This is a genomic window from Streptomyces sp. NPDC058001 (assembly GCF_042886315.1).
In the GTDB taxonomy this organism is placed as follows: Bacteria; Actinomycetota; Actinomycetes; order Streptomycetales; family Streptomycetaceae; genus Streptomyces.
This window is the reverse complement of sequence record NZ_JBHVQT010000008.1, coordinates 476,414-493,489: the sequence shown is the minus strand read 5'-3', so window position 1 is coordinate 493,489 and position 17,076 is coordinate 476,414. Positions and strand designations below refer to the sequence as shown.

The window sequence follows — 17,076 nt, the reverse complement described above, 5'->3', positions numbered from 1 at the left end:
CCGGTGCCCGCACCCGGTGCCCGCGCCGACCTGCGGCTCACCCCTGGTTCGCCGCCTGACAGGGCCGCGCCGACGGCAGCCGCCCGGTGAAGTACGAGGTCGGCGGTACGCCCGTCAGGGTGCGGAAGTCGGCCGTCATATGGGACTGATCGTAGAGGCCGGTGGCGGCGGCGAGCTGGGCCCAGGGGGTCGCGGTGGGGCTGGTGGAGTCCGGCTGTCGTCGCGATCCCCGGCCTCCGTCGCGTCCCGGCGCCTTCCCTCCCCTACAGCCCGAGGACATCTGGCGCCGATGCCAGGGTCCTGAAGCGTTCCACCGGGTCCGGAACCAGGCGGCGTTCCTTGAGGTCGAGCAGTCCGCTGACCGACGTCAGTTCGGCGGCGATCGTGCCGTCCTGCTTGGTGATCGTCTGTGCGATACGGAAGCTCTTGCCCTGGCCCCAGTCGAAGACGCAGCTCACCTCGACCTCGTCGCCCGCGCGCAGTTCGCGGAGGTAGCGGATGGTCGTCTCCAGGACGACCGGCCCGAGGCGCTGCTCCACCAGGTCGGACTGCCCGATGCCGGCCTTCTGGAGGATCGACCAGCGCGCGTGCTCCGCGTACTGGAGATATACGGCCTGGTTGAGATGCCCTTGGGTGTCCGTCTCATAGCCACGGACGACGACCTGAACGCTGAACCCGGACACGGCGGTCCTCTCTGCACGGGGGTGGCTGAGCGCTTGCTCAGCCCGTCAACGGCCTCAACTCGGCGGCGCTTCCCGGCATTCCCGGGAGCCGAGAGGCCCGGTCCGGTCCGGTCTCGTCCGGTCCCGTCACACTCTCCGTGGCGACGCCAGCAGATACCGGCGTCCACCGGACCGCCGCGGCTCCGTGTGCTCGCCCACCTGCCAGCCCGCCGCCTCAAGTGCCGCCGCGCAGGCCAGGAGCGCGGCGGGATCGGGCGCGTACACGGCGACGGCCTCCGGCTGGGCGGTGCCGGTCACCCGGTATCCGTCGTGGTCGGGGTCGGCCGGACGGCAGCCCGCCGCTTCCAGGGCGAGTGCCGCCGCCGGTATCAGATGGGTCCGCTCCCAGGCGCACGGCCGGTCAGTGGCACCGTCGGGATGGGTCATGCGCCGCATCTCCAGGAGCCCCAGCCAGGCGCTGTGCACCTCACGCGCCCGCGCGGGCCCGCCGTCGCCGGACGGCTCACCGCCGACCCGGGCCGCGAAGACACCGGAGGGCGCGGCAGGGCGTTCAGCGGCGGGCTCGGGCGCCGGCGCCGGCGCCGGCTCGTCGGCGGGCCGCTCGCGCCATACGTGTCCCGCCGGGGTCAGGAACCAGTCGTGCGGTGGCCGTGGGTGCCGGAACGCGAGCCGCAGCCGCACCAGCGCCATCAACTGGTTCTCGGTCCCGCGCAGCCGTCCGGTCACCGGGTCGGCGGCGCGGATGAGCCGCTGCTGCGCTGCGGTCGGTGGTCGTGCCATGGCTGCCTCCCTCGTGCCCACGGTCACGAGACCCCCGGGAGTTCCCCCTGAACTCCCCTGTCCTCGCAGCCTACGACCCGGGTCTGACATTCCAGCCGGCGAGCACGTGCCGCCCGTGTTCGATGCCGAGCCGGCCGATCGTGCCGGTCTCAAGTTGGAACAGGGCGCCGGCGGACGGCGGCAGACCGAGGCGTCGAGCGGTCAGCACTCGCAGGAAGTGGCCGTGCGAGACGAGGACGACACTGCCCTCGTCATCGGCGAAAGCGGCCTCCGCCTTCGCCAGCATGCGGTCGGCGCGCGCGCCCACCTGCTCCGGGGTCTCGCCGGGATGCTCGGGCGGCCCGGGGGCCACCCCGTCGTCGAACAGGAACCAGCCGGGCCGGGTGCGGTCGATCTCGACGCTGGTGACGCCCTCGTACCCGCCGTAGTCCCACTCGCACAGGTCGACGTCCACATGGACATGCTCCAGGCCCGCCAGTTCGGCGGTCTCCCGGGCGCGCTTCATGGGGCTGCTGAACACGCGGCCGATGCGCTCCGATGCGAGCAGCGGGCCGAGGGAACGGGCCTGCGCCCTGCCGTTGTCGGTGAGCGGAAGGTCCGTCCAACTGGTGTGCTGCCCGGAAAGGGACCATTCGGTCTCTCCGTGCCGGACGAGAAGAAGATCACCCATGCGTCTTTCATATCACCGGACCCGTGACGCGCCGGGGCGGATCACTGACGGCTCACTGACGGTATCCACCGAGGAACCGTCCGATCCGGCTGATGGCCGCGTCCAGGTCGTCCACGTGCGGGAGGGTGAGGATGCGGAAGTGGTCGGGGCGCGGCCAGTTGAAACCGGTGCCCTGGACGACCTGGATCTTCTCGCGCAGCAGCAGGTCGAGCACGAACCTCTCGTCGTCGTGGATCGGATGCACCTTGGGGTCGATGCGCGGGAACGCGTACAGCGCGCCCTTGGGCTTCACGCACGACACGCCGGGGATCTCGTTGAGCTTCTCCCACGCGCGGTCCCGCTGGTCGTGGAGCCGGCCACCGGGCGCGGTGAGGTCCCGGATGGACTGGCGTCCGCCGAGCGCGGCCTGGATGGCGTACTGCGCGGGCGCGTTGGCGCACAGCCGCATGGAGGCGAGCATGGTGAGCCCCTCCAGATAGTTCTTCGCGTGCTGCCGGGGTCCGGTGACGACCAGCCAGCCGGAGCGGAACCCCGCCACGCGGTAGGTCTTGGACAGACCGCAGAAGGTCAGGACGACCAGGTCGGGGGCGAGCGCGGCGGCCGAGTGGTGCACCGCGTCGTCGTAGAGGATCTGGTCGTAGATCTCGTCCGCGAAGACCATCAGATGGTGGCGGCGGGCCAGGTCGAGGATGCCCTCGACGATCTCCTTCGGGTAGACCGCGCCGGTCGGGTTGTTCGGGTTGATGATGACGACGGCCTTGGTGCGGTCGGTGATCTTCGCGGCCATGTCGTCCAGGTCGGGGTACCAGTCGGCCTGTTCGTCGCAGAGGTAGTGCACCGCGCGCCCGCCCGCGAGGGTCGTGACGGCCGTCCACAGCGGGAAGTCCGGTGCGGGGATGAGCACTTCGTCGCCGTCGTCCAGGAGTGCCTGGACGGCCATCGACACCAGTTCGGAGACGCCGTTGCCGAGGAACACGTCGTCCACGCCGACGTCCAGACCGATGCCCTGGTAGCGCTGGGCGACGGCGCGGCGGGCCGACAGGACACCCCGCGAGTCCGTGTAGCCGTGCGCCTGCGGGAGCATCCGGATCATGTCCTGGACGATCTCCTCGGGCGCCTCGAAACCGAACAGGGCCGGGTTGCCGGTGTTCAGACGCAGGACGCTGTGGCCCGCCTCCTCAAGGGCGTTGGCGTGCTCGATCACCGGACCCCGGATCTCGTAACAGACCTCGCTCAGCTTGCTCGACTGCCGGAACTCCATGCGCTGGCCTCCCAGACCTCTGTCCCCGTGTTGCTTGGTTTTACCAAGTGGCCGCTTGGAAAGTCCAACGACTTGGCTAGACTGCGGCGTATGCCACGTCAGCCACGACCCCCGGGCCGCCGCAGCTACGACCAGTACTGTGCCGCCGCCCGCGCCCTGGACGCCGTGGGCGACCGCTGGACCCTCCTCATCGTCCGGGAACTCCTCGGCGGACCCCGTCGTTACACAGATCTGCACGCCGATCTCCCCGGCGTCAGTACGGACATGCTGGCCACCCGGCTGAAGGACATGGAGCGCGACGCGCTCGTGGAGCGCCGCCGCCTCCCGGCGCCCGCGTCCGCGTCCGTGTACGAACTGACCGCGCGTGGGCGGCGGTTGCTGCCCGTGCTCCAGGCCCTGGAGGAGTGGGGCGCGCCCGCCCTGGCGGACCGCCGTCCCACGGACGCCGTCCGCGCGCACTGGTTCGCGCTGCCGCTGCGGCGCGCCCTGACCGGGCTCGGCTCCACGGGCGTGGTCGATGTGCGGCTGGACGAAGGGGAGTTCCATGTGCGGGTGGGGGCCGATGAGCCGTACGCGGTGTACGGCGACGGCTGCGCACCGGAGGAGCCGGACGCCCGGCTCGTCCTGGACACCGGGACATGCGTGGCGGTCGGCCGGGGAGACCTGACCCTGGAGGAGGCGGTGCGGGCGGGGCGGGTGGAAGTGATGGGGGAGGGGGAGTTGGCGAAGGTGCTGCGGGGGGCTTGAGGCGGGGGTGGGGGCGGGCGGGGATCGGGGGGAGGGGGAGGGGGCCCGCCCCAGGTGCGCGTTTGCGCCGACTGGGGCGGGCCCGGGGTTCGCTCGGTCAGGCGCGCGACGGGGCGCGTGCGGGGCGGCCGGGACCACGGGTCAGGGCGTATCCGCCGACTCCCGCCAGCGCGGCCAGCACACCGCCGCCGACGGTCCACAGCCAGCGGTCCGTCCACCAGCCGGAGGTCCAGCCGTCGTCCGGCTCACCGCCGGCCAGTGTGGCCGCCTCGTCCGCCGGTGCCCCACCGGCGTCCGACGCCACGGAGACCCCCGGCACCAGCGGAGTCGACAGACCCCCGTCCACGGCGTACGAACCACCCAGGTCACGGGAGACCGTCTCGACCTCGGCACGGACCGGAAGGCCCAGGTCGGCGGCGTTCAGCCCGACGGCCGTCAGCCGGATGTAGTACGTGCCCGGCAGTGGATCGTTGGCCCACTCCTCCGCCCACGCGCGGACCGGCCGCAGGGTGCAGGAGAGACTCACCGAACCGGCGTCGAGGGCACGCGACTGGACGCCGTACACACACGCCTGACGGCGCCTCAGACCGTCGTACACATCGACGCGCCAGGTCGACGCGGCCTTCTGGGTCGCCGTGTCGGGGAGCTTCACGGTCGCGCGCACGATGGGCCGGGTGCCCGCGTCCGCCGGGAACGACCAGTACAGGTAGTCGCCGCTGGAGCCGCTCGCGGTGGCCCGCTGTCCCGGACGGATCTCCGTGGCGGTACGGAAGGAGGTGCCCGCCTCGGTGGGCGCCCCGTCGGAGTCGCCGCTCGGGGACGGTGACGCGTCGGCCGCCGCCGGAAGGGCGCCGGGGCCCAGCAGGAGCGCGGCGGCGAGCAGCGCGCCGGACACGGCGGAGAGCCGGGACAGCGGCCGGGCGGTGCGGGACTGGGACCGGTGGGAACGGGTGAAGAGGGGTGCGAGGGACATCAGTTGGTCCTCCAGACAGCGAGACGCCAGCGTGAGACGAAGCCCCACAGGACACCCGCGAGGAACCCGGTCACGACCAGGGCACCCAGCAGCCACCAGCCACGGCCCAGACCGAACGCGGCGACGTCGGACGCCTCGTCGGGCCCGTCCACGACATCGACGGTCAGCTCGACGGGCAGACCCGGCGTGGTCTTCACGGACGGCGCCACCGAGAAGGAGTGCGCGATCTCCAGACAGACCGTCACGGCGGCGGGCTTGTCGACATCGGCGTCGTCCCGCGTCGGCTCCGTGTGGCGCAGCCCGGTCGAGATGACGTCGGTGCGGCCGTCCCCGGCCTCCGAGCCTCTGACGATCTCCCGTCCGTGGACGGTGACCGCGCGCAGCAGGACGCCGTAGTCGGGGTTGACCGCACGGTCAGCGGCGACGCTCACCGACGCGCGCACCTCCTGTCCGGGCAGTACGTCGACCCGGTACCAGCGGTGGGTGCCGAACGCGGCGCGGTCCGTGTACAGACCGGGCTTGACCTGCGGCGCGTCGGCGCAGCGCGCGGCACCCTCGACGGCGACCGGCACCACGACGGGCTCGGCGGCGCGGTCGACCAACTGGCCCACGCGGTCGGTGAGTTCGTCCTTGTGCCGGATCGACGTGTACGTACCGCCGGTGGCCTCCGCGATACAGCTGAGCTGCTCACGGGTCTTCGCGTCGGGGACCAGGCCGAGGGTGTCGATGGTGAGGTGGATGCCCTTGGCGGCGATGTCACGCGCCACCTCGCACGGGTCGAGCGGGGCGCAGGTGTCCTCGCCGTCGCTGATCAGGACGATACGGCGCGAGCCGTCGCCGCCCTCCAGGTCGTCGGCGGCCTTCAGCAGGGCGGGCCCGATGGGCGTCCACCCGGTGGGTGCGAGCGTCGCCACCGCCGTCTTCGCCTCGGTGCGGTCCAGGGGCCCCACCGGATAAAGCTGCTGGGTGTCCTTGCACCCCTCCTTGCGGTCGTCGCCCCGGTAGGACGCGCCGAGGGTACGGATCCCCAGCTCGACCTCCTCCGGGGTGGCGTCGAGCACCTCGTTGAACGCCTGCTTCGCCGCGGCCATCCGGGACCCGCCGTCGATGTCCCGGGCGCGCATCGAACCGCTGACGTCCAGGACGAGTTCGACCTTGGGGGCGGTCTTGCCGGCGGACGGTTCGTCCGCGACGGCGTCGGCCGGTATCAGCCCGACGCTCAGGGCGGCGGCGAGGACCCCGAGGCCCGCCGCCAGCCGTAGTCTTGTGATCATCGCCGGATCCTATTGATCACCGCCCGCGCGATCCAATCGCCGTCACAACGTCTGACATAACGCCTGACATAACGGCCGGCATGACGCCCGGCGCTACGCCTGGTACAGCGCCCGACCGGGGGCCCGGGACCGGAGGCGGGCCGCGTTCTGAGCGCCTGTTCTACAGTGGCCGGTGTGCTGCGCGACGTGACTGCTGTTCGTTATGTGACCCCCCTGCACACGGGTGGGTCGGTGCCTGGGATCGTCGAGGCCGACGACCTCGGGACCTATGTCGTGAAGTTCACCGGTTCCGGGCAGGGGCGCAAGGCGCTGGTCGCCGAGGTGATCGTCGGGGAACTCGCCCGGCGGCTCGGGCTGCGGGTGCCGGAGCTGGTGCGCGCCCACTTCGATCCGGCGGTCGCCCGGGACGAGCCGCACCAGGAGGTACGGGACCTGCTCGACGCCAGCCCCGGGCTCAACCTCGGTATGGACTTCCTGCCGGGCGCCGTCGACTTCACCCCGCACGCGCTGGACGTCGATCCGCTGGAGGCCGGGCGGATCGTGTGGCTGGACGCGCTCACCGCCAATGTCGACCGGACCGTGCACAGCTCCAACCTGCTGATCTGGCCCGCCTTCGGCACCCGCGAACCCAGGCTGTGGCTCATCGACCACGGCGCCGCCCTCGTCTTCCACCACCGTTGGGAGACGGCCGCCGCCTCCGTCGACAAGGTCTACGACTTCCGCCGGCACGCGCTGGGCGGCGGCGGACAGGCACCGGACACGGTCGCCGCCGACGCGGACCTCGCGCCCCGCGTCACCCGTGACCTGCTGCGCGAGATCACCGCGCTGGTCCCCGACGCATGGCTGACCGGCGAGCCCGGGTTCACCGGACCCGACGAGGTCCGCGACGCCTACGTCACGTATCTCGCGGCCCGCGCCGAGGCGTCCGCCCTCTGGCTGCCCACCGACTTCCCCGGCCGCGACCAACTCGCCGCCGAGGACGCCGACCGGGCCGCCGCGACCGAGGCGTCCCGCCCCGACTGGCTCAAACGGGTCCCGGACCTGCACGGCAAACCCGCCGCCGAGCAGGACTGGACCGCCCACCTGGGCTGACCCGCCCTCCCTGAGCCGACAGAAAGGTGGCGTCTTCCCATGGCCTCCGAACCCCCTGTGCGCCCCGCAGACCCCGCCCACCGTGTCCAGATCGAGTACTGCACCCAGTGCCGCTGGCTCCCGCGAGCCGCCTGGCTGGCCCAGGAACTCCTGACCACCTTCGAGAGCGAGCTGACGGAACTCTCCCTGGCCCCCGGCACCGGCGGAGTCTTCGTGGTCCGGGTCGACGGCGAGGTGGTGTGGGACCGGCGCACCCAGGGCTTCCCGGAGCCGACCGCCGTGAAGCGCCTCGTACGGGACCGCGTGGCGCCCGGCCGCAATCTCGGCCACGCCGACCGGCCGGGGGAAACAGCGTAAACAGGGGAAGCAGGGGAGACGAGGGAGACGGGGGCCTGGTTCGAGGGCTGCTCAGGTGGTCGCCACCAGCAGCTCTTCCCCGCTCGACGTACCGAGCCCGTCCGTCCGGCCCGCGAAATACCGCTCGTTGAGCAGGTCCGCCGACACATGCCGGGCGTCCTTGAATCCGGCGTCGCGGGCCAGGGCCAGCATCTCCGACGGGGCGTAGAAGCTGAGGAAGGGTGTCCCGCTCGCCCTGGCCCCGCGCTGCGCGACCTGGAGTCCGGCGCGCTTCTCCTCGTCGAGCAGTTCAGGCGGTAGCTGGAACGTCATGGCCAGCGTGGAGCCCGGGGCGAGTGACGCGAGCCGGCGCAGCGTGGCCGCGTTCGCCTCCTTGGTGAGGTAGAGGGTGACGCCGGTGGAGGCCACGACAGCTGGCCGGGCCGCGTCGAATCCGGCGGCCGTCAGCTCGTCCCACCACGAGCCGCCCGCCTCGAAGTCGACCGGGACCAGTCGCAGCCGGTCCGGGACGCCGTAGCCGAGTTCGGTGAGGCGTCGGCGCTTCCATGCCTGGGGTCCGGGCTGGTCGACCTCGAACACCCGTAGCCGCGACGCGATGTCGGGGCGGCGCTGGGCGAAGGTGTCCAGACCGGCTCCCAGGACGACGTACTGGCCGACGCCACGGTCCGCCCGCTCGATCACCAGGTCCTCGATGAAGCGGGCCCGAGCCACGATCGACGCCCGGAACCACCGGGTCGCGTCCGGGTCCATGTCCCCCCGGCGACGCCAGTCGTCGCCGGGGTCGGCGAGCCGCAGGCCGATCTCGTCCGCCAGCACATGGGGCGGCGGGTCGACCTGGACATGCAGAGCCCGCCACAGGGCCGTCCGTACCGCCGTATTGTCCGGGCCCGCGGTGGATTCGTCCGTCATGAGCGACAGCCTAGGCCGTCGCTCATGACGGACCGGCGCTACGAACGCCGTGGGGTCCGGGGCCGGTACGGCATGGCGCCGCGGGCCTGGAACTCGACCGCCAGGGGCATCGCCGTGAACATCGACGACCAGGTGCCCACCACGATCCCGATGAGCAGGGCCAGCGCGAAGTCGGTGAGCGAGTCACCGCCCAGGACGGCGAGCGCGGCGAGGATGAACAGCGCGCCCATCCCGGTGTTGACGGTCCTGGGCACGGTTTGCAGCACCGCAAGGTCGACGGTCCGTGCGAACGGCTCCTTACGGCGGCCCGGCCACAGCTCCCGGAGCCGGTCGATGAGGACGACGGAGTCGTTGACCGAGTAGCCGATCACGGTGAGCAGTGCCGCGAGGAACACCCCGTCGATCGGTTTGCCCAGCCAGGCGAACACGCCGACGAGGATCACCGCGTCCTGCGCCATCGCGGCGACCGCCGCCGCGCCGAGCGCCCAGCGGAACCGCACCGCGAGGTACAGCAACTGGCCGCCCACGGCCACCGCGAGGGCGATCACCGCACCCCGGCGCAGCTCGCTGCCCATGCTCGGACCGATCTGCTCGTCCCGGATCTTCTCCGCCGACCCGCCGACCGAGCCGACCGCCCGGTCCACCTTCGCCGCGTCGGCCTCGGACAACTGGTCGGTGCGTACGGTGAGATCGCCGTCCCCCGATGTCTGCACGACGGCGCGCGGGAAGCCTGCGTCGGCGAGCGCTCCCCGGGCCCGTTCCGCGTCCACGGGCTGCGTGGTCGCGTACTCGATGAGACGGCCGCCCGTGAACTCGACGCCGAAGTTCAGGCCCCGTACCACGATGCCCGCCACGGCGAGCACCAGGACGGCGGCGGACACCGCGAGCCAGCGTCGGCCGTGACGCATCGGACGCGGATCGCGGCGGGTGAGCCAGTCACGGACCCGGCCGGTGTTCGCGATCCCGGTGATCAGGGGGCGGCGGCGCACCGGGCGGCGGGCCACCGCGTACTCGGCGAGGGCGCGGGTGACGACGAGTGCGCTGAACATCGAGACGAGGACGCCGATGCCCAGCGTCACGCCGAAGCCGCGGACCGGTCCCGACGCCAGGAAGAACAGCAGTCCGGCCGCGATGAGCGTGGTGATGTTGGAGTCGGCGATGGCGCTGAACGCGTGCCGGAACCCGGACTTGAGGGCCGTGCGCGGACTCCGGCCCGCGCGGGCCGCGTACTCCTCACGGGCCCGTTCGAAGACGAGGACGTTCGCGTCCACGGCCATGCCGATGGCGAGGACGAATCCCGCGAGCCCCGGCAGGGTCAGCGTGGCGCCGAGCGCGGCCAGGGTCGCGTAGGAGACAAGGCCGTAGCAGGCGAGTGCGACGGCGGCGAGGGCGCCGAGCAGTCGGTAGACGACGATGACGAACAGCGAGGTCAGGAGGGTGCCGATGACGGCGGCCTGGGCGCTGGAGCGGATGGCGTCGGCGCCGAGCGTGGGGCCGACGGTGCGCTGCTCCACGGTCTCCACGGGCGTCGGGAGGGCGCCGCCACTGACCAGCAGCGCCAGCTCCCTGGCCTCCTCGCGGTCGAAGTTCCCGGTGATCTGGGTGGATCCGCCGGTGATGCCGGTGCCGCACGCCACCGACGGATCGACCTGGGGCGAGGAGATGACCTTGTCGTCCAGGACGATCGCGATCCGCCGGGCGGGATCGCCCGCCGGTACGCAGGCGGCGTCGGCGGTGAGCCGCGTCCAGAGGCCCTTGCCCGCGCCCTTCAGATCGAGGGTGACGAACCAGCCGAGGGCGGTCTGCTGGTCGAGCTGGGCCTCGGCGCCGTCGACGTCCGCGCCGGTGAGCGCGGCAGGACCGAGCCGCAGCGGCTGCCCGGAGTCGTCGGGGAGCACCCGCTCCTTGGCGTGTTTCGGCAGGGGTTTGGGCATCGGGTCGGTGTCAGTGGCGGTGCCGAGGACGGGGTGGACGGTGAGCTGGGCCGTGCGGCCGAGGATGTCGGCGGCCTCCTTCGGGTCCTGGACGCCCGGCAGTTCGACGATGATCCGGCGCTCCCCGGAGCGGGCGACGGTCGGTTCGGAGACACCGAGCGCGTCGATACGGCGGCGCAGTACTTCGAGGGTGCGGTCGGTGGCTTCGGAGTCCGGCTTGGCCGAGGCCGACGTGGGCCGGGTCTCCAGGACGATCTGGGTACCGCCGCGCAGATCGAGGCCGAGCCGGGCCGGGACGGTGAGGGTGATGTAGACGGACAGGGCGATGACGGCGAGGGCGAGAAACGCCCGCACCCGGGTGGCGCGTGCCAAAGGAGGTCTCCCACAGGCATACCGGGCCCACGAAGGGACACGGTGGGGATCGACAGAGGGACGTCGTCAACTACCTGTGCGGAGCGGCGGAGCGCGATCGGTGGGCCGGGCGACGGGCCGGGTGTACGGGGCGATGTCCGCCGACCGCCGGGTGTGCCCGGCGCGCGGGGCACCGGGACCTACCGTGCCCGGCGGGACGAGCGCGCCGCCGCCGGGTGTCGTGTGCCGCTCGCCGGGTGTGGCGTCGGGGGCCACGCGCGGCGGGGTGCCGCAGGTGGCGGCGCAGGGGGCGTCGTCGGCGGCGTGGGTGACGGTGACGGTGAGGTATGCCGGTGCCGATGCCGCCGTGACGGGTGCCGGTGCCGGTGCCGACGTGCCGGATGCCGGTGCCGACCTGATGGCCGCCGGTGCCTTCGCGGCGAGTGCCGCCGTGACAGCCGGTGTCGTCGTCGCGGTGGCGGGGCCGGTCGGGCCGAAGTCGCCCAGGGCGCACAGGAGGACGACGACCAGGGTGCTCAGGAGCGCGCGAGCGGCGGCAGGTATCTGCCGGGTCATACGGCCCCCCTCCGCTGTCGCCGTCAGTCTTCCGCACGCCCGGACGCGCGACTACTCCGGGTACCCCGGGTACCCCGAGCGCCCGGGGTACCCGGGTTGCTGGTCATGCCGGACCGGTCAGGGCTCGATCAGTCCGACGCGTATCGCGTACCGCGTCAGTTCCAGGCGGTCCCGCAGGCCGAGTTTGTGCAGCAGGTTCGCCCGGTGCCGCTGCACGGTCTTGACGCTGATCACCAGGGTCCCCGCGATCTCCTTGGACGACTGGCCCTCGGCGACGAGTTTGAGTACCTCCTCCTCACGGGCCGTCAGCACCGGGTCCCCGTCCGCGCCGCTCGCCTCGTCCCGTCGTGCGTGGTCCAGGTAGCTCCGGATCAGCGCGGTGATCGCCGCCGGGTACAGGAACGGCTCGCCGCGCATCGCCGCCCGGCAGGCCGCGACGAGATCACGGTCGGCGACGGACTTCAGGACATACCCGGAGGCGCCCGCCTTGAGGGCCTGGAAGAGGTACTGCTCGTTGTCGTACATCGTGAGCATCAGGATCCGCAGCGCGGGATGCCGGGCGGAGAGTTCGCGCGCGGCCTGGAGCCCGGTCATCCGCGGCATGGCGATGTCGAGGACCGCGAGGTCCACTCCGCCGGCGCGGGCCAGTTCCACGGCCTCCGCGCCGTGCCCGGCCTCGGCGACGACCTGAAGGCCCGGTTCGCCGTCGAGGATGAGCCGCACGCCACGGCGGACCAGCGCGTGATCGTCGGCGAGAAGGATGCGGATGGTGTCGGGAGTGGACATGGTCATGCGTCCCGCTCGGCGTCGGTGAGCGGCTCCGCGACAGTGACCGGCACCGGCCGCGCCCTCGGCACGGACAGCGTCACGCGGGTGCCGCCGCGCGGCCCGGACTCGATGTCGAGGGTGGCGCTGATGAGCAGCGCGCGCTCCCGCATGCCCCGGATACCGGCGCCCTCACGGATGACGCCGACCCCGCGCCCGTCGTCGCTGATGCGCAGTTCCACCGTGTCGGGCGTGTGGCACAGGGCGAGTTCGACGCGTTCGGCGTCCGCGTGGCGTGCCGTGTTGGTGAGGCTCTCCTGCGCGACCCGGTACAGCACCAGTTCCCGTTCGTGGTCCAGCGGCGGCAGGTCCGGGTCGAAGCGGCGCCGCACCTCCAGACCGGTGTGGGTGGCGAAGTCGCTGGTCAGCGAGGTCAGCGCGCTGACCAGACCGAGGTCCTCCAGGACACCGGGGCGCAGCCGGTGGGCGAGCCGGCGTACCTCGTCCAGGCTTTCGCGGGTGATCTCCTGCGCCTGCCGCAGCTCGTCGCGCAGCGCGTCGGGTGCCCGGTCCGCCGCCCGCTTCAGTCCGAGCAGTACGGCGGTCATGCTCTGGCCCACCTCGTCGTGGAGTTCCTGCGCGATCCGGCGCCGCTCGGACTCCTGCGCGGACAGCGCGCGGGCGGTGCTCGTGGCGCGCTCGGCCTCCAGCCGGTCGAGCATGGCGTTGAAGGTACGGATCAGCTCGATGAACCCGCCGTGACCGGGCACCGGCAACCGCTGCCCCGGACGCAGCAGATCGACCCGCGTCATCAGCCGGGTGAGCCGGTCGACGGGCGCGAGGCCGACGCGCAGCAGGGCCGCGTTGGCGACCAGCATCACGGCGAGCCCGCCGAGCAGCATGGTCGCCTCGGTGAGCAGTACCGGTACCGAGACCGTCACCGGCCCCCACAGCAGCAGCGCCGTGGCCGCGCCGAGCACCAGGGCGTTGAGTCCGAAAATCCGCCAGAACAGAGACACGATGACCAGCTTGCCGGGCCCGTGCGTCCCGGTCGATGGGGGTCAGTAGCCATATGCGCGGTCCCGGAACCCCTCCCTCCGGGTCACGTACACCCTCGGAACAGGTCACGTACACCATCGGGACCCCCGGCAATGGGCTCGGGGACCGATGGTCCGGACGCGGCGCGGCGGCGAAGGTGGAGAGCGTGCCCCCGTTCCCGGCGCACGGCGCTGGCCCCCTCGGGGTCACCGTCTCCGGCCCTCGTGGAAGGACTCGTCCGATGCCGCTCGACACGGCCCGCCCCGCCCCCGGTCCCCAGCACCCCACCGCGACCGAGATCCGCCGCCGCCTCACGCACGAGCGTGACTCGCGGCTCGCGCAGATCGAGGTGTTGGAGGAGAGCGCGGCCGGCGAGGACGGGGGCGACTCGTTCGTGGCCGCGCAACGGGCGTCCGTCGAGCGGGTTCTGAAGGACGTCGACATCGCCTTCGACCACCTGGCGCAGGGCCGGTACGGGATCTGCGAGGGCTGTACGCGGCCCATCCCCGAGGAGCGTCTGGAGATCCTGCCCTACGCGCGCCACTGCGTCGCCTGTCGGCAGCGGGCGGTGACGCGGTGACCGGCGGCCCGGTCACCGAGGCCGGTCCGTCCCCCGACGACCTCGCCGCGCTGACCGCCGACCTGAGGGAGCAGCGGGCGTTCCGCCTCGACCAGCTCAAGGAGTACGCACGGCCCACCCCGCCTGCGGGCGCCGACTCGGGCTCGCGGGACGAGGTCCGCGCGCAGCTCGCCGCGTCCGCGCGGATGGTGCTGAGCGATGTGGAGGCGGCCCTGGCCCGTCTGGAGAGTGGTCGGTACGGGCGCTGCGAAAGGTGCGCCCGGCCGGTTCCGGTACAGCGGCTGAGGATTGTGCCGCAGGCCCGCTACTGCGCTCGCTGCCAGCAGGCCGGGGAGTCCGGGAAGCCCGAGCGGTCCGGGAAGCCGGGGGAGCAGGGGAAGTCCGGGGAGTTCGGGAAGCCTGGGGAGATCGGGCGATGACTGCCTGGCCGATCCTGTCGCTCCGGCCGTCCCGTACCGGTGTCGCCATCGACCTCGGCAGTGCCCGTACCCGGGTCTGGATGTCCGGTCGGGGCGTCGTCCTCGATGTGCCCACGGTGACGTTCGCCGACCGGACCGTCAGCTATCCGGTCCGGCGCGGGACGGTCGTCGACCCGCAGGGCGTGGCCGTCATGCTGGAGCGGCTGCTGAGCCACCGTATGCCGAGGTTCGGCCGTCCGCTGGTGGTGCTCACCACGCCCGTGCCGTCCGGCGCCGACCACCGGAGGGCCGCGCTGACGGCGCTGGAGGTGCTGCGGCCCCGCGCGGTGCTGACCGTCCCCACCGCGCGGGCCGTCGCGCTCGGCGCCTGTGCCGACCTCACCCGGCCGCTCCTGGTCGTGGACGTCGGCGCGCATCTCACCGAGGTCGCGCTGCTCACCGAGGGCGCGGTGACCGACGCCTACCGCGCCGCGCTCGGCACCAGCGACCTGGACGCCACCACGACCTACGACGACCTGATCCGGGCGGTGGCCGGGATGGTGACCGAGACGTTGCGCCGCGACCGTACCGTGCACAGTGTCGAGGCGCTGGTGCGCGGGGTCCTGCTGTCGGGCGGCGGCGCCCTGCACCCGGACTTCGCGCCGGGCCTCGCGAAGGAACTGAACGCCCCGGTCGGCGTGGTCCCGGCGCCCGACACGGCGGCGCTCCGTGGCGCGGCCCGCGTCCTGGCGTCGGCGCACCGCCACCCGGCGTTGACGGCCGCCGGCCGGAACTGACCGGCGGCCGGGCCCTGCCTAGCGGGCCAGTTGCTCGTACGCCGGGACCGTCAGGAAGTCCGCGTAGTCCTCGTCGAGCGCGACCTTCAGGAGGAGGTCGTGGGCCTGCTGCCAGCGACCCGCGGCGAAGGCGTCCTCGCCGATCTCCGCGCGGATGGCGGCGAGTTCGTCGGCGGCGATCCGCCGGGTCAGCTCGGGTGTCGCCCGTACGGTCGCCCCGTCGTGCTCGAACTCGACGCCCGCGTTGATCCACTGCCAGATCTGCGAGCGGGAGATCTCGGCGGTCGCCGCGTCCTCCATCAGGTTGAAGATGGCGACCGCGCCGAGCCCGCCCAGCCATGCCTCGATGTAACGGATGCCCACCTGAACGGCGTTGACGAGCCCGGCGTAGGTGGGCCGCGCGTCCAGCGAGTCGACGGCGATCAGGTCACCCGCCGCGACCGACACGTCCTCGCGGAGTCGGTCCTTCTGGTTCGGCCGGTCGCCGAGGACCGCGTCGAACGACGCCATCGCGATCGGCACCAGGTCCGGGTGGGCGACCCAGGAGCCGTCGAAACCGTCCCCGGCCTCCCGGTCCTTGTCGTTCTTGACCTTCTCGAAGGCGACCTTGTTGACCTCGGGGTCGCGGCGCGAGGGGATGAACGCGGCCATGCCACCGATGGCGTGCGCCCCGCGCTTGTGGCAGGTGCGGACGAGGAGTTCGGTGTACGCGCGCATGAACGGGGCCGTCATCGTGACCGCGTTGCGGTCCGGCAGGACGAACTTGGGGCCGCCGTCACGGAAGTTCTTGACGATCGAGAAGAGATAGTCCCAGCGCCCGGCGTTCAACCCCGAGGCGTGGTCGCGCAGTTCGTAGAGGATCTCGTCCATCTCGTACGCGGCCGTGATCGTCTCGATGAGGACGGTCGCGCGGACCGTGCCCTGCGGGATGCCCACGTAGTCCTGCGCGAAGACGAACACGTCGTTCCAGAGGCGGGCCTCCAGGTGCGACTCCGTCTTCGGGAGGTAGAAGTAGGGGCCCTTGCCGAGGTCGATGAGCCGCCGCGCGTTGTGGAAGAAGTAGAGCCCGAAGTCGACCAGGGCGCCGGGCACCGGGCGCCCTTCGAGCTGGAGGTGGCGCTCGTCGAGGTGCCAGCCGCGCGGACGCGTGACGACCGTCGCCAGCTCGGCGGCGGGCCTGAGCGCGTACGACTTGCCGGTGCGCTCGTCCGTGAAGTCGATGCGGCGCTCGTAGGCGTCGATCAGGTTGAGCTGGCCCGTGACGACGTTCTCCCAGGTCGGCGCGGACGCGTCCTCGAAGTCCGCGAGCCACACCTTGGCACCGGAGTTGAGGGCGTTGATCGTCATCTTCCGGTCGGTCGGCCCGGTGATCTCCACCCGCCGGTCGTCCAGGGCGGCCGGCGAGGGCGCGACCCGCCATGAGGGGTCGTCGCGGATGTGCGCGGTCTCCGGGAGGAAGTCGAGCGTGGACGTGCGGGCGGTCTCGGCGCGCCGCTCGGCGCGGCGGGCGAGGAGTTCATCACGCCGGGGCGTGAACCTCCGGTGCAGCTCGGCCACGAAGGTGAGGGCCGCGTCGGTGAGGACCTCGTCCTGCCGGGGCAGGGTCTCCGCGTCGACGATGGCCAGCGGGGACGGCGCTGGTGCGGACATGAGCTGTCACTTCCTTCAGCGAACGTGCGAACTTCACTTCACGTGAACTTCACGTCGAACTTCACTTCACAGGGGCCTTCAGCGAACCGCACGGGCGGGGCTTCCGCGATCTCGCGACACGATCTCGCGACACGATCTCGTGGGGCGCTCGGGTGGTTCGGTCGGCTGGGGCATCTGGGAAATGGATACTAGTTTCCTCATAGTGGAAGTACAAGGTGTGTTGATGTCGAGAATCTCCCCC

Annotated in this window: 18 protein-coding genes; 6 read left to right on the top strand and 12 right to left on the bottom strand. The window is 72.3% G+C overall.

The window, feature by feature from the left end; translation table 11 throughout:
- Nucleotides 1–263: 263 nt before the first annotated feature.
- From ACFVT5_RS22570 to ACFVT5_RS22555, 4 genes are all read right to left on the bottom strand, one after another.
- Nucleotides 264–683 (bottom strand): acyl-CoA thioesterase, encoded by a 420-nt coding sequence (locus ACFVT5_RS22570; protein WP_389890631.1) that lies wholly within the window; start codon nt 681–683, stop codon nt 264–266.
- Between the two features lie 126 nt (nt 684–809).
- Nucleotides 810–1,463 (bottom strand): hypothetical protein, encoded by a 654-nt coding sequence (locus tag ACFVT5_RS22565; RefSeq protein WP_389890628.1) that lies wholly within the window; start codon nt 1,461–1,463, stop codon nt 810–812.
- A 70-nt stretch (nt 1,464–1,533) separates the two neighbouring features.
- Nucleotides 1,534–2,133: a histidine phosphatase family protein gene (locus ACFVT5_RS22560; RefSeq protein ID WP_389890625.1), complete on the bottom strand. Its 600-nt coding sequence runs from the start codon at nt 2,131–2,133 to the stop codon at nt 1,534–1,536.
- Between the two features lie 52 nt (nt 2,134–2,185).
- Nucleotides 2,186–3,394 carry a pyridoxal phosphate-dependent aminotransferase gene (locus ACFVT5_RS22555; protein WP_389890622.1) on the bottom strand — a complete coding sequence of 403 codons (1,209 nt, stop codon included), beginning with the start codon at nt 3,392–3,394 and terminating at the stop codon, nt 2,186–2,188.
- Between the two features lie 90 nt (nt 3,395–3,484).
- Here ACFVT5_RS22555 and ACFVT5_RS22550 point away from each other — a divergent pair, with 90 nt between their 5' ends.
- Nucleotides 3,485–4,141, top strand: coding sequence for a winged helix-turn-helix transcriptional regulator (locus tag ACFVT5_RS22550; protein ID WP_389890619.1), 657 nt, complete (start codon nt 3,485–3,487; stop codon nt 4,139–4,141).
- A gap of 97 nt (nt 4,142–4,238) precedes the next feature.
- Here ACFVT5_RS22550 and ACFVT5_RS22545 read toward each other — a convergent pair whose 3' ends face one another.
- Together ACFVT5_RS22545 and ACFVT5_RS22540 are read right to left on the bottom strand one after the other, a co-directional pair.
- The gene (locus ACFVT5_RS22545; protein ID WP_389890617.1) at nt 4,239–5,114 is read right to left on the bottom strand and encodes a hypothetical protein; all 876 of its coding nucleotides are present in this window, start codon (nt 5,112–5,114) and stop codon (nt 4,239–4,241) included.
- Nucleotides 5,114–6,388: a VWA domain-containing protein gene (locus ACFVT5_RS22540; RefSeq protein WP_389890614.1), complete on the bottom strand. Its 1,275-nt coding sequence runs from the start codon at nt 6,386–6,388 to the stop codon at nt 5,114–5,116. The genes ACFVT5_RS22545 and ACFVT5_RS22540 overlap by 1 nt, the downstream gene beginning before the upstream one ends.
- Before the next feature lie 174 nt (nt 6,389–6,562).
- On the opposite strand from ACFVT5_RS22540, the gene ACFVT5_RS22535 reads away from it, so the two are divergent.
- On the top strand, nt 6,563–7,480 hold the full coding sequence (locus ACFVT5_RS22535; RefSeq protein ID WP_389890611.1) for a HipA family kinase: 918 nt from the start codon (nt 6,563–6,565) through the stop codon (nt 7,478–7,480).
- A gap of 39 nt (nt 7,481–7,519) precedes the next feature.
- Nucleotides 7,520–7,837: a SelT/SelW/SelH family protein gene (locus ACFVT5_RS22530; protein ID WP_389890608.1), complete on the top strand. Its 318-nt coding sequence runs from the start codon at nt 7,520–7,522 to the stop codon at nt 7,835–7,837.
- Nucleotides 7,838–7,888: 51 nt separating this feature from the next.
- On the opposite strand, the gene ACFVT5_RS22525 is transcribed toward ACFVT5_RS22530, so the two are convergent.
- From ACFVT5_RS22525 to ACFVT5_RS22505, 5 genes are all read right to left on the bottom strand, one after another.
- On the bottom strand, nt 7,889–8,746 hold the full coding sequence (locus ACFVT5_RS22525; RefSeq protein ID WP_389890605.1) for a class I SAM-dependent methyltransferase: 858 nt from the start codon (nt 8,744–8,746) through the stop codon (nt 7,889–7,891).
- A gap of 38 nt (nt 8,747–8,784) precedes the next feature.
- Entirely contained in the window at nt 8,785–11,052 is a 2,268-nt protein-coding gene (gene secD / locus ACFVT5_RS22520; RefSeq protein WP_389890602.1) for a protein translocase subunit SecD, read from the bottom strand.
- A 66-nt stretch (nt 11,053–11,118) separates the two neighbouring features.
- On the bottom strand, nt 11,119–11,607 hold the full coding sequence (locus tag ACFVT5_RS22515) for a hypothetical protein (protein WP_389890599.1): 489 nt from the start codon (nt 11,605–11,607) through the stop codon (nt 11,119–11,121).
- A gap of 117 nt (nt 11,608–11,724) precedes the next feature.
- Nucleotides 11,725–12,393, bottom strand: coding sequence for a response regulator (locus ACFVT5_RS22510; protein WP_389890596.1), 669 nt, complete (start codon nt 12,391–12,393; stop codon nt 11,725–11,727).
- 2 nt (nt 12,394–12,395) lie between these two features.
- Nucleotides 12,396–13,391 (bottom strand): HAMP domain-containing sensor histidine kinase, encoded by a 996-nt coding sequence (locus tag ACFVT5_RS22505; protein ID WP_389890593.1) that lies wholly within the window; start codon nt 13,389–13,391, stop codon nt 12,396–12,398.
- A gap of 260 nt (nt 13,392–13,651) precedes the next feature.
- Here ACFVT5_RS22505 and ACFVT5_RS22500 point away from each other — a divergent pair, with 260 nt between their 5' ends.
- The 3 genes from ACFVT5_RS22500 to ACFVT5_RS22490 are packed head-to-tail and all read left to right on the top strand — an operon-like array spanning nt 13,652 to nt 15,185.
- Nucleotides 13,652–13,990, top strand: coding sequence for a TraR/DksA family transcriptional regulator (locus ACFVT5_RS22500; RefSeq protein WP_389890590.1), 339 nt, complete (start codon nt 13,652–13,654; stop codon nt 13,988–13,990).
- Nucleotides 13,987–14,409, top strand: coding sequence for a TraR/DksA family transcriptional regulator (locus tag ACFVT5_RS22495; RefSeq protein WP_389890587.1), 423 nt, complete (start codon nt 13,987–13,989; stop codon nt 14,407–14,409). The genes ACFVT5_RS22500 and ACFVT5_RS22495 overlap by 4 nt, the downstream gene beginning before the upstream one ends.
- Nucleotides 14,406–15,185 (top strand): rod shape-determining protein, encoded by a 780-nt coding sequence (locus tag ACFVT5_RS22490; protein WP_389890585.1) that lies wholly within the window; start codon nt 14,406–14,408, stop codon nt 15,183–15,185. Before ACFVT5_RS22495 ends, ACFVT5_RS22490 begins: the two co-directional genes overlap by 4 nt.
- Before the next feature lie 18 nt (nt 15,186–15,203).
- Here the strand turns inward: ACFVT5_RS22490 and aceB are convergent, their stop codons facing one another.
- Nucleotides 15,204–16,835 carry a malate synthase A gene (gene aceB / locus ACFVT5_RS22485; RefSeq protein WP_389890583.1) on the bottom strand — a complete coding sequence of 544 codons (1,632 nt, stop codon included), beginning with the start codon at nt 16,833–16,835 and terminating at the stop codon, nt 15,204–15,206.
- Nucleotides 16,836–17,076 lie beyond the last annotated feature (241 nt).